At 47.1% G+C, this 10,768-nt stretch carries 11 protein-coding genes and 1 riboswitch; of the genes, 5 read left to right on the top strand and 6 right to left on the bottom strand.

The window, feature by feature from the left end; all coding sequences use genetic code 11:
* The first annotated feature begins 253 nt into the window (after window positions 1-253).
* Together P5683_RS19320 and P5683_RS19315 are read left to right on the top strand one after the other, a co-directional pair.
* Complete coding sequence (locus P5683_RS19320; RefSeq protein WP_273247934.1) at window positions 254-1,366, top strand: tetratricopeptide repeat protein; 1,113 nt, start codon at window positions 254-256, stop codon at window positions 1,364-1,366.
* Between the two features lie 163 nt (window positions 1,367-1,529).
* Window positions 1,530-2,156 carry a L,D-transpeptidase gene (locus tag P5683_RS19315; RefSeq protein WP_006622558.1) on the top strand — a complete coding sequence of 209 codons (627 nt, stop codon included), beginning with the start codon at window positions 1,530-1,532 and terminating at the stop codon, window positions 2,154-2,156.
* A 114-nt stretch (window positions 2,157-2,270) separates the two neighbouring features.
* Here P5683_RS19315 and P5683_RS19310 read toward each other — a convergent pair whose 3' ends face one another.
* Window positions 2,271-2,390, bottom strand: coding sequence for a photosystem II protein Y (locus tag P5683_RS19310; RefSeq protein WP_006618995.1), 120 nt, complete (start codon window positions 2,388-2,390; stop codon window positions 2,271-2,273).
* Between the two features lie 315 nt (window positions 2,391-2,705).
* Here P5683_RS19310 and rbfA point away from each other — a divergent pair, with 315 nt between their 5' ends.
* The 3 genes from rbfA (at window position 2,706) to P5683_RS19295 (ending at window position 5,374) form a co-directional block, all read left to right on the top strand.
* Window positions 2,706-3,119: a 30S ribosome-binding factor RbfA gene (gene rbfA / locus P5683_RS19305; protein WP_008056353.1), complete on the top strand. Its 414-nt coding sequence runs from the start codon at window positions 2,706-2,708 to the stop codon at window positions 3,117-3,119.
* Window positions 3,120-3,144: 25 nt separating this feature from the next.
* The gene (locus tag P5683_RS19300; protein WP_315640898.1) at window positions 3,145-4,719 is read left to right on the top strand and encodes a glycoside hydrolase family 3 N-terminal domain-containing protein; all 1,575 of its coding nucleotides are present in this window, start codon (window positions 3,145-3,147) and stop codon (window positions 4,717-4,719) included.
* A 430-nt stretch (window positions 4,720-5,149) separates the two neighbouring features.
* Window positions 5,150-5,374 carry a DUF4327 family protein gene (locus P5683_RS19295; protein WP_006669395.1) on the top strand — a complete coding sequence of 75 codons (225 nt, stop codon included), beginning with the start codon at window positions 5,150-5,152 and terminating at the stop codon, window positions 5,372-5,374.
* A gap of 288 nt (window positions 5,375-5,662) precedes the next feature.
* Here P5683_RS19295 and thiC read toward each other — a convergent pair whose 3' ends face one another.
* The 5 genes from thiC to P5683_RS19270 form a co-directional block, all read right to left on the bottom strand.
* Complete coding sequence (thiC, locus tag P5683_RS19290) at window positions 5,663-7,048, bottom strand: phosphomethylpyrimidine synthase (protein ID WP_006622561.1); 1,386 nt, start codon at window positions 7,046-7,048, stop codon at window positions 5,663-5,665.
* A gap of 9 nt (window positions 7,049-7,057) precedes the next feature.
* A riboswitch (TPP riboswitch) is annotated at window positions 7,058-7,154 on the bottom strand.
* 132 nt (window positions 7,155-7,286) lie between these two features.
* Window positions 7,287-7,637: an Hsp20/alpha crystallin family protein gene (locus P5683_RS19285; protein WP_046318952.1), complete on the bottom strand. Its 351-nt coding sequence runs from the start codon at window positions 7,635-7,637 to the stop codon at window positions 7,287-7,289.
* Between the two features lie 303 nt (window positions 7,638-7,940).
* On the bottom strand, window positions 7,941-10,205 hold the full coding sequence (locus tag P5683_RS19280) for a hypothetical protein (RefSeq protein ID WP_035759995.1): 2,265 nt from the start codon (window positions 10,203-10,205) through the stop codon (window positions 7,941-7,943).
* A 152-nt stretch (window positions 10,206-10,357) separates the two neighbouring features.
* Entirely contained in the window at window positions 10,358-10,510 is a 153-nt protein-coding gene (locus P5683_RS19275) for an SUMF1/EgtB/PvdO family nonheme iron enzyme (RefSeq protein WP_006670904.1), read from the bottom strand.
* Window positions 10,461-10,622 (bottom strand): hypothetical protein, encoded by a 162-nt coding sequence (locus P5683_RS19270; RefSeq protein WP_006622564.1) that lies wholly within the window; start codon window positions 10,620-10,622, stop codon window positions 10,461-10,463. The genes P5683_RS19275 and P5683_RS19270 overlap by 50 nt, the downstream gene beginning before the upstream one ends.
* Window positions 10,623-10,768 lie beyond the last annotated feature (146 nt).

Here is a 10,768-nt window from a genome sequence, read left to right as displayed (position 1 = left end):
CCAGCTACCTGAAAGGGGGGCACGAAGCCCCCGTGCTTCAGCCGGGGGTGCTGACTGACTGTCCTCGTTTTCCGCCCTTTAGCTGACTTCATTCTGGCGGGGTGCGCGACTATGGGTGAGCTAATTAAGAATTATTCTTGCATATTGGGCGACTGATGGTATAAAAAAGAAGACTCGCTCTCGTTTTTTCCCTCACTGGGGGTCAAGTGGGGTCGGTCCAATCGCTTATTCATACTCACACTGATAATAAACCGTGTTCAAGACAACTAAACTACTGGTTAGCAATGTTTTACTGGCGATCGCTGCCACTGTGTTTGTAGTTCCTGCCGTGGCACAACCTCCCCAGATTTTAGCTCAAGCCACCTCCCAGGCGAACATCAATCAACTTAATGACCTGCTCCAAAAGGGGCGAGATCTCGTTAATAGTGGCAATATGGATGAAGCCCTCAATGTTTACCTTCAAGCCGTCCAGCTAGACAGCAGTGATGCTAAAATATATTCGGCTCTCGCCTATGTACAGGCCTTGCGGGGAGACTTTGAGGCGGCTGCTAAATTTTATCGGGACGCTATTACCCTCGATCCTCAAAATGCAGATTTTTACTACGGTTTGGGTTATACCCTAGCCCGGTTGCAAGACTACCCAGCAGCAGCACAAGCCTATCGGCGCGCTACCCAATTACAGAGAGATAACATTAATGCTCACCTGGGGTTAGCAGCCAGTTTATTTAGACAGCAAGACTATAGGGGAGCCATTGAAGCCTATCAAAGCGCCTTGGCTTTGGAACCTAATAGCTGGGAAGCTAACGCATCTATGGGAATGGCTTGGTTAAGACAAGGAAATGCTTCCCAATCTCTACAATTTCTACAACAGGCGATGGAGTTGGCTCCTAATCAGCCTAATATTTATCTGAAACTGGGTATAGCTTATTTGGAACAAGGCGATCGCACCGCCGCCCTCGATGCTTTTCAAGAGGCGGCGCGACTGTCTCCTTTTAATGGTGAAATTCAGTTCCAAATTGGGGAAATATTCCGCCTTCAAGAGAATTTTGAGGGTGCGATGCAAGCCTATCAACAAGCCTTAGCTATGGAACCGGATCTAGTGGCAGCTAATATGGCGATCGGTGAAATTCAGCTAAGATTAAGAGACTATATTGGTGCGATCGTCAGTTTCCGACGCGCCGCCGATCGCTTTGCTGACCAACCATCAGTTCACTATTATTTAGGTCTAGCCCTGAAAGAACGCGGAGGTCGAGAACCCCAGGCGATCGCCTCCTTTAGAAAAGCCCGCGAACTCTATGAGAAACAAGGCGATCGTGAAGGTGTCAGACAAGCCGAAGCCGCCTTGAGAGAACTCGAAGCTAATTAACTGGAATTCCCAACCCAGGTAGGAGCCTAAGCGTCCCTACCTGTTGTATATGGTTGACTAATTCTGAGCTAATTAGTTATGATCATCCCATGGGATCGGAACCGAACAATGATTGCCACGGTCAAATGTAATAATTAGTTTTAGTTTTTGGTGAGGAAGCATCATGGGTAAACTGAATAATCTTCAACAGCTATCCGAAAAAGTAGCACTAGCCAGCCTAGGAATTGGGATGTTGCTAGTGGGAGGACAACAGCCTTTAATGGCATCAAGTCCAACTGCTGAACCAACCCTTTCTGCTAGTGGTTCAGCACCGCGTATTTATCCTTACCAAAGTCTTTTGAATCCTGATGTACCTCCCCTCGATGACCCTTCCAAATTTTTACCCCTCGGAGAACAACAAGCACAACTAAAATTAGTTCTCCGTTTGGGAGAACGTCGGGTTTATGTATATCGAGGTGAGAGTCAAATAGCAAGCTATCCCGTAGCCGTAGGAAAACCCGGTTGGGAGACTCCCACCGGAACTTTCCAAGTTACTGAAAAAGTCGAAAATCCTCAGTGGCAAAATCCCTGGACAGGAGAAGTGCGCCCCGCCGGACCAAATAGCGCCCTAGGTTTGCGCTGGATTGGATTTTGGCATGATGGCAAGGATGCGATAGGATTTCATGGAACCCCGACAGTCAACTCCATTGGACAGGCGGCTTCTCATGGTTGCGTTCGGATGCGGAATGAGGATATAGTGGCGCTATTTGAAAAGGTGGAAATGGGGACTGTGGTTATGGTGCTTCCCTAGGCTAGTTTCGGGATCTTCCCTAGTTCCGGCAGCGGGTTGCTACTCCAAACGGAAACCGACCGCCCCCCAGGGGGAAGTCGGTAAGAGTTAGGATCAACAATGGAACTGTGGGATTTATTTTTTCATAAAGGCTTGGGCTTGACTGATCGCCGCACTACCGATTTTAAACAAAGCCCAGCCGCCAGCAACGATCAACGGTAACAAAACCACAACAATCCGAAGATCCAAATCCATTTGCTCTCCTCCTGAATTTTTAAAGAAATCTTTATATTCCTATTTGTACCGCATTTTTGCCAATGCCTCAAGGGGTTAGCCAGTAATTATCATTTTAGTCAAAACCTGTTCCAGTCCACAAAGCCCTGTTTGACATCCTCAGATCTCAAACGATCGCCTTCTCCGTCGCAATTGATAGAACTGATGTAAACTTAGATTTAGGCATAATTTCAGAATCAGACCACCAGGAGTTGATCCCAGAGGAGACTAATGCCTCGAAAATTGCCTGATTCTGTCGATGTGCATAATTGATCTATGCTTGAGGGGGTAATGGTCATGGCTACAGATCGTCGCGTTTCCCGCGTGGCTTCACTGATTAAACGGGAGGTTAGCCAAGTATTGCTCTACGACATCAAAGACGATCGCGTGGGAATTGGAATGGTCAGTATTACCGAAGTTGAAGTGTCCGGGGATTTGCAACACGCTAAAATTTTTGTGAGTATCTATGGGACCGAAGAAGCACGCCGCTCAACTATGGAAGGGTTGCGATCGGCAACTGGCTATATTCGTTCCCATTTAGGAAAGCATATCCGTTTACGACGTACTCCAGAAGTGGTGTTTCTCGAAGATCGTTCCCTTGAACGTGGGGATAAAATTATTGAGCTGTTAAATCAGATTTCTCACGAACACAAAAACTCAGATACAGCCGGGGATACCACTCAGGAAGATGACCCGGAAGCACAACAGTAACTCACGCAAAGGTAATTCATAATCAATGAGTGTACTCTCGTCCCAGGTGGCTCAAATGGTGGTCGTGCGTGCTAGTGGTCATCTGTTTGACCACCAAATTCGCTATCCGGCTTGGGAACCGGGACGCGATCGCCTCCAATACTGGTTACAGGAATTAGGGGTCGGTGGAGTCATTTTTGTTGATGGTAGCGCGGCGGAAATGGCTGCTAGAACTAAATTGCTTCAGTCCTGGGCGAAAGTCCCCCTATTTTTGGCTGCGGATATTGAGGAGGGAGTAGGACAGCGTTTTGCTGGGGCGACTTGGTTTCCACCACCAATGGCTTTGGGGTCGATCGCTAATCATAACCTAAGTCTGGCTGAGGATTATGCGGAAAAAATGGGGGCTATTACCGCCTCGGAGGCTCTGGCTATAGGCTTAAATTGGGTTCTGGGTCCGGTGGTGGATGTTAATAACAATCCTGATAATCCCGTGATTAATGTGCGCTCTTTTGGGGATAATCCAGAAACCGTTAGTAATTTAGCCAGCGCCTTTATCCGGGGTTGTCAAAAATACCCCGTCCTAACTACGGCGAAGCATTTTCCCGGTCATGGAGATACAGCCGTAGATTCCCATATTGAGTTACCAATGTTACCTCATTCGGCGGAGAGGTTGGCAAGGGTTGAGTTACCCCCCTTTCAAAGGGCGATCGCTGCTGGGGTTGATAGTGTCATGAGCGCTCACTTATTGATTCCGGCTTGGGATAAGGAACTACCTGCTACCTTATCCCCCAAAATTTTGACCGAAAAATTGCGACAGGAATTGTGCTTTGACGGGTTGATTGTTACTGATGCTTTGGTCATGGGGGCGATCGCCCGTGGTTACAGTTTAGCGAGTAGCTCCGTATTGGCAGTAAAGGCCGGGGCTGATATCCTATTAATGCCTGAAGATCCCGAAGTCACTATTCGCGCCATAGTACAAGCCGTCGAAAATGGTGAGATTTCCCCAGAAAGGATAGCTGCTTCTTGCGATCGCATCAATAAAGCCAAGGAGAAAATTTCTACCCGTCAGGTTTCTGACCTAAATTTGGATTCTTTATCGACTCCAATCGCTGTTGAAACTGTAAGTTTGATTTTGCAACAGTCCCAGGTTAGCCCCCGGTTAGACCTTCAGCCCCCCATAGCGCCACCAAACAATCTACAACCAGCCGAGTGGCGGAATTTGGTGATTGTCGATGATTTGCTTTCCTGTCGGTTTCTGGGACATCATACCCCGGCGATCGCTTATCCCGCCAAATTGGGCTGGAAATTACAACTTATCGATCGCAATAGTGGGACCAACCCAGCCGCCGAAACCGGATTTTCCCCCACTTTGCTACAGTTATTTATTCGCGGTAATCCTTTTGGCTGGACTGCTGGATTAACTGAAATAGCCAGGGTTTGGTTTAAAAAATTGTTAAAAACTGGGGAACTCAAGGCACTGGCGATTTATGGTAGTCCGTATACTCTCCAAGAGTTTTTGCCCGAAATTCCCGATGATGTGCCATTCGTGTTTTCATACGGCCAAATTCCCCCAGCCCAGGCGATCGCCTTAGAAAGTCTCTTCCCGTGCGTCAAAGCATAAAGCGTATCCTTTCCCCAATGGTTGATCCCGTGCGTGTGCACCCCACGCACATAATGAAAAATCTGTGCCATACTAAAACCGGGAAAACTAAATCAATGGTTTTTCCCGATTCCATAGACTCTTGTTTATAGAATGTGTAGTTTTGGACTAATGGGCGCACTGGCTATCCTGTGGGTTATGGCTTCCGTAACCCACTAACCAGTATCATCTCCTAGGTCAGACAACTTGCTGATTTAATCAAGTCCACCGTCAAAACTGCCCAGAGTCCCCCAAATCCGGGAGATTAGTCGTTTTGATTATATTTATCAAAGTTTCCAGGTAAATTGTATTCACTTATACTGAAAAAAAACCCTTCCCTAAATCTCGATTTTGGATTATATTGATACCAATGCCAAAAATAATCAGGCAAGCAACCCCATGAGGGCGAAATATGACTTACACCACCGTTCAATACTCACTTGACGTCATTAAAGACGAAGTACGCAATCTCCTACATAAAGGTATGATCAGCCGTCAGCAGCCGATCTATACATTGTGCCAGTACATTCCAGCTAGGGAGTGGGCTTGCATCGAGTACGAACTGGAGGCGTTTAACTTCCTCCTGCGTGACCGCATAGGCGATCTGGTTGGCCGTGAAAAGTGGGACAACGACTAAGGTTTAACTAGCTTTCGGGTACAATGTTAGAAATTTACGTCACAGTCCGACCTGGGACTGAAAGTTGGGGCTCCCAGCCCTGCCCTACTGGGGCGACTTTAAATAAAAGATATAACCAGTGGGTGGTTTGACCGAAATTCCAAACCGCCCAGTTAGCAAGCGATTTTAAGATCCAATCCGGTTCAGGATAAATAAACCCAGACCGCCAATATAATCCCAAGGCGGAACAGGTTGGTTTACCCTAACCCGTAGCAGAGACAAGTCATGGCTTGTCTCTGCTATCATTGACTAGCGGGCTACAGCAGTTTTCTTAGCGTCTTCTGAGGCTAGGAATTTCTCCAACTCTGTTAATGCTTCCGCGTCTACCTTAGTTTGCATGGGGCAGAATTTCGGACCGCACATAGAGCAAAACTCAGCAGTTTTGTAGATGTCCGCCGGGAGAGTTTCGTCGTGATACTCGCGGGCGCGTTCAGGGTCTAGGGATAATTCAAACTGCTTGTTCCAGTCGAAATTATAACGGGCTGCGGACAATTCATCATCGCGATCGCGCGCCCCTGGACGATGGCGGGCGATATCTGCTGCATGAGCGGCAATTTTATAGGCAATCAAGCCATTACGGACATCCTCAGCATCAGGGAGTCCTAAATGTTCTTTAGGTGTCACATAACAGAGCATAGCAGTTCCATACCATCCCGCCATAGCCGCACCAATAGCAGACGTAATATGGTCATAACCGGGCGCAATATCTGTCACCAAAGGACCCAACACATAGAAAGGCGCTTCGGAACACTCTTCCATTTGTTTTTTAACGTTAAACTCAATTTGATCCATTGGCACATGACCAGGACCTTCTACCATCACCTGCACATCATGTTCCCAGGCGCGGCGAGTTAACTGTCCCAAGGTTTTCAATTCAGCCAGTTGTGCTTCGTCTGATGCGTCATGGGTACAACCGGGACGCAAGGAATCCCCCAAACTAAAAGAGACATCATATTTTTTGAAGATTTCGATAATGTCATCAAAATGAGTATAGAGGGGATTTTGCTTATGGTGATGGAGCATCCACCGGGCAATAATACCACCGCCACGAGACACAATTCCGGTAATCCGGTTACGGACTAAGGGCAGATATTGAATGAGAATGCCAGCATGGATAGTCATATAATCGACTCCCTGCTGGGCGTGTTTCTCAATGATATGCAGAAAGTCGTCTGCAGTGAGTTTCTCAATGCTACCGTGAACGCTTTCTAAGGCTTGATAAATGGGTACTGTACCAATGGGAACCGGGGAAGCGTTAATGACGGCGGTGCGAATAGCATCGAGGTTTCCTCCACCTGTAGACAGGTCCATAACCGTGTCTGCGCCATATTTAACGGCTAATTTCAGCTTGTCTACTTCTTCTTCGAGGCTGGAAGAGTTGGGGGATGCGCCGATATTGGCGTTGACTTTACATTTAGAGGCAATGCCAATACACATTGGCTCTAGGTTGGTATGATTGATATTAGCGGGAATAATCATCCGACCCCGTGCAACTTCCTCGCGAATTAAATCAGGGCTTAGATTTTCGCGGGTGGCGACGTAGTGCATTTCCTCGGTGATGATTCCCTGGCGGGCATAGTGCATTTGAGATACATTAGCCTGTCCACGTCGGTTGGCAACCCATTGAGATCGCATAAGTATTTCCTCTGTTAGTTACAGCTTCCCTACGCCGGTACTAGCCGGACTCAGGTTCCAAGGGTGTCTCTCAGCCTGGACTTCGCAGGCACCCCTAGCTTGATGAATGTTTAGTTGATGATGTTAGCACTTATGTTGAGATTTGATCTAGGGTCTGTTAACAATTATTTATGTATTTTTCTGTAGAGTGCATCAGATTTGGCTATGGTCTGACGCACTCTAGGGGACTTCTGAAGGACTAGAGGATTTTGGTTAGGGTAAGGTTGAGAATGCCATTATTGTAGTCTACTTGAACGCGATCGCGACAGACGCTTTGAGGGAGAGCGATCAGTTGACGAAAGGGAACTTGGGAATTATTAAGGGTTCCCGAAATGATGGCAGCTTCTCCGGTGATGAGAATGTCTAAATCATCTTCACATAAATCGGGAATGGTCATGTTGATCATCAGGTGATAGGGGCTGTCTTTAATGGCGATGATGGGTTGGAAATTACTGCCGCCATTGATGAGTTCATCTTCGCCATAAACTTGTTCGATGTTACGGCTAATTTCGGCAGATTTTTTAAATGTGTGTGAGAAGTCGATGACCATGGTTACAATTCCTAAAACGCGGTTTTATCTTCAGAAAACAGGATTTTTTGAGGTTGAAATACAGGGTTAAAAACCATCATTTCTGCTGCGGAAATTTCGGATTTTTAAAGTTTTTTGTCAACCGGATTTGACTGTTGTTAAACACCAAGTAAATCGGCATCTGGAATAGGGGGCTGTTTCTGCCAAAATCCTGTATCCCCACGAGGCTATTTGAGAACCTGCCGGGACTCAGTTGGTATGAGAATCAAAATTGATTCGCCTCCCCAAGGCTATGCCGATAATAGATGTTCAGATTAACTGAATTTATGATGAAGATTCATCCATGGGAAGAGTTGGTGCTGATGTAGGACTCACGGTGCGTCCAACGATCGCCTTATGACTTTCCCGTGAAGAAAGCATTTCAACAGCGATCGCTTCTACCTGTATCTCCAAGGTGCCATAGATAATGTCGAGGTCAACCGTTGCTTCAATTTGATCGAAGCCGTTGGGTGAGAACTCGGTAATCCAACGCGGCCCGTCTACAATATTGCGGGACTGCCGATCATATATCCATATTTTGACATATATGCGGGGCAAGTTGTCGGGGATTTGCACGCGAACTTTTAAAGACTTTCCGGCGGTAGGATTAACGGTGAGGATATCTAAAATCGGAACCGGAATTTCTTGGTCTTCGGGTATGACAGATGGTGTTGTGGTGCTACTCCCTCCTCTCAAGGTGCTATAAGGCCTCCCCATCCCTGAAAATGGCCTGCTAGAGGGGGGTTCGGTAGTCAACCCCTTCCCTTGGGGAAATACCGCAGAATCCGCCCTGGTTTGGGGGAAGACAACAGGAGGTTCGAGGGATTCATAATCTACGACAATTTCCTCGGCTTCCAATTCTGTGACCAAGGGGCTGAATTCATAATTAGGTGGTGGGGTCTGATTCTCGTCTGGCACTAATGGTTCTGCTGGTGAGGAAACGGCTGTGTCATCAGAAGCTGAGGAAGATGCTTGTTTCATCCAGTGAGACAGATCTCGATCTTTGGCTAGGGAACTTAATCGACTCAAAAATCGCTCTTCTAAATTCAGATGAGGTAAAGCCTTTTTCGCTGCCGGGGAAGTGGCTGTGGAAGTATTGGTATGGGTCGCATCTGTTGGCTCTGGTGATGAGTCGATAGGGGTTTCTGGTGGGTCTGTATTGAGCAGGTCAGTATTGCTGTCTTCGTTGGGGTCTGTTTGACCGGCACCCTCCTCGGGTGTTTTGGCGACAGAACCCTCGGATGTAGAGGTGGCTAATGGTAGGGTAGGGGATGCTGGCGGTTTTGGGTTGACGAATGGAAGTGCGATCGCCTCTGAATTGGGACTCGAAGGGATGTTAAGGATATTAGACCAGGGGTGGGGTTCTGTCTGTGCTGTTGGATCAGCAGAGATAAAATTGCCAAAGCTGGGCAATTCTAGGGCAGTCTGAGGCTTACCTTGAGCATTTACAGGCTGGCTTTGTGTTTCTTTATTTACTACGGCTAAGGGGGCTGGCTCCGCCGCTGGGAGTGGTATAAATGAATTTTCGACTAGGGGTTCGTTGGGTTGAGCGTCAATTTCTAGCTCCTCTGGTAATGGGTCTAAAAACTGTTCGACCAACATGGTGATATTGAAAGAATTGCGGACGGGGGGATGCTGATCACTGTAAAAAACGACCTCTCCCAAAACTAATCGGGTTTTGCATTCAAAGGGTACATAAATAGCTGCGGAAAATGGCACAGGTAAAACAGACTGTGGTACGGGTTGGCGAACATCATAGAGAATTTCGGAGGCTTGAGGCGATCGCAAACATATCTGTAATTGAGGATTAGAAACTACCATAGAGGTGATAGCTTCCATATAAGGGTCAGAGTCCGGGTCAGATTTAATCCTAATCTGTCCAGATAGTAAAACGGCGCTACCAAACTCGACCACATAGCTATGGCGTTCTAGGATAAGTTCTATGGAAATATCCTCTGCGGTCAAGTCTGCGGTTTCGTTTATGGCGACACTACTGCTTAGTTCCTGTGCGATCGCGGTTTCTTGGTTGGCTTCTGGCTGAGGTTCCCCAGGGTAGAGGTCTGTAAGATTAGAATCACTGGTTTTTTCTGATGGTGTCGTGGGTGTCACCGACTCTAAATCCGTCTGTTGTGGTAGGCTATCTTGAATGGCTGACCCATCCTCCAATATTTCCTCAGAGTCAATCTCAGAGTCAATCTCAGTGTTGGCTAGTACCTGTAGTTTCATTGTGGCACGCCAAGTATTTCCTAAAAGTCCGGCTCTTAAATCTGGCGAACAGGAAAACTCCCAAATTCCGGGTTTGAGGCTAGTATAGGGGATTACGACCATTAAACCCTCTGAGTTCATATAACTTTTCAGGGTCTTAATGCGGCGCACTGGGGGGTCTTCGTCTATAGCGTCATAAACAATCCTAATTTCAATTTCCTGATCTTGATGGGACCCACGACAAACAATGCGATACCGACCTTCTAACACCTGAACATCAGGAGACTCCAGGGGTAGCCAAGTGTTATCCCCTTCCCGTTGTAGTAGGAATTCTAGGTTATCCATCATTAGCACCTCTGCCAACATCCTGGGTATCATTTGCTGTTGAGACTAGCACTATGGGTGCTGTTGGTGATTATAGGTGCTTTTGGTGATTATAGGCGATCGCTTCAACCTAATCATACCAGGACACTTTTTCCACGGGCAGTTTTTCCGCTTCAAAATCCGAAGGATACCATTTTAGATCTCGTTAGTTCGTAAGAGCTGGCTACTTGTTGCCATTGTTTCTGCGCGATCGCATATTTCGCTATCCAGAATGGTTCAATCGTCACTCGGTGCTGTGGTTTTTCTGTATGCAAAATTTTCCACATTTCCAGGTGAACCCATCAGAAATCTTCCCCCAGGGATAAACACCATTTCTAGGGTGACTTCATCTCTCAGATTTTCTATGAAATTTTGGGCTTGACTTCCGCGACGACTCATTCTTAGTTGAGGAAAAAATCAAGCATATAGCCATGTTACCCCCACGGCTTCAATTATAGCGATCGCCATCCCGGTTGTCAACCCCCCACCCCTCTCGTCGCGCCGATTTTTTGTTAAGTTTTGTTAAGTTGAAGTTGGGGGGCTAT

This window comes from Limnospira sp. PMC 1279.21, assembly GCF_032349615.1.
Lineage (GTDB): Bacteria > Cyanobacteriota > Cyanobacteriia > Cyanobacteriales > Microcoleaceae > Limnospira > Limnospira fusiformis.
This window is presented reverse-complemented; position numbering and strand designations above follow the sequence as displayed.

Coding starts and splice junctions, on each gene's coding strand:
- P5683_RS19315 (WP_006622558.1), top strand. CDS start 1,530: ATGGGTAAACTGAATAATCTTCAACAGCTATCCGAAAAAGTAGCACTA.
- P5683_RS19310 (WP_006618995.1), bottom strand. CDS start 2,390: ATGGATTTGGATCTTCGGATTGTTGTGGTTTTGTTACCGTTGATCGTT.
- rbfA (WP_008056353.1), top strand. CDS start 2,706: ATGGCTACAGATCGTCGCGTTTCCCGCGTGGCTTCACTGATTAAACGG.
- P5683_RS19300 (WP_315640898.1), top strand. CDS start 3,145: ATGAGTGTACTCTCGTCCCAGGTGGCTCAAATGGTGGTCGTGCGTGCT.
- P5683_RS19295 (WP_006669395.1), top strand. CDS start 5,150: ATGACTTACACCACCGTTCAATACTCACTTGACGTCATTAAAGACGAA.
- thiC (WP_006622561.1), bottom strand. CDS start 7,048: ATGCGATCTCAATGGGTTGCCAACCGACGTGGACAGGCTAATGTATCT.
- P5683_RS19285 (WP_046318952.1), bottom strand. CDS start 7,637: ATGGTCATCGACTTCTCACACACATTTAAAAAATCTGCCGAAATTAGC.
- P5683_RS19280 (WP_035759995.1), bottom strand. CDS start 10,205: ATGGATAACCTAGAATTCCTACTACAACGGGAAGGGGATAACACTTGG.
- P5683_RS19275 (WP_006670904.1), bottom strand. CDS start 10,510: ATGTGGAAAATTTTGCATACAGAAAAACCACAGCACCGAGTGACGATT.
- P5683_RS19270 (WP_006622564.1), bottom strand. CDS start 10,622: ATGAGTCGTCGCGGAAGTCAAGCCCAAAATTTCATAGAAAATCTGAGA.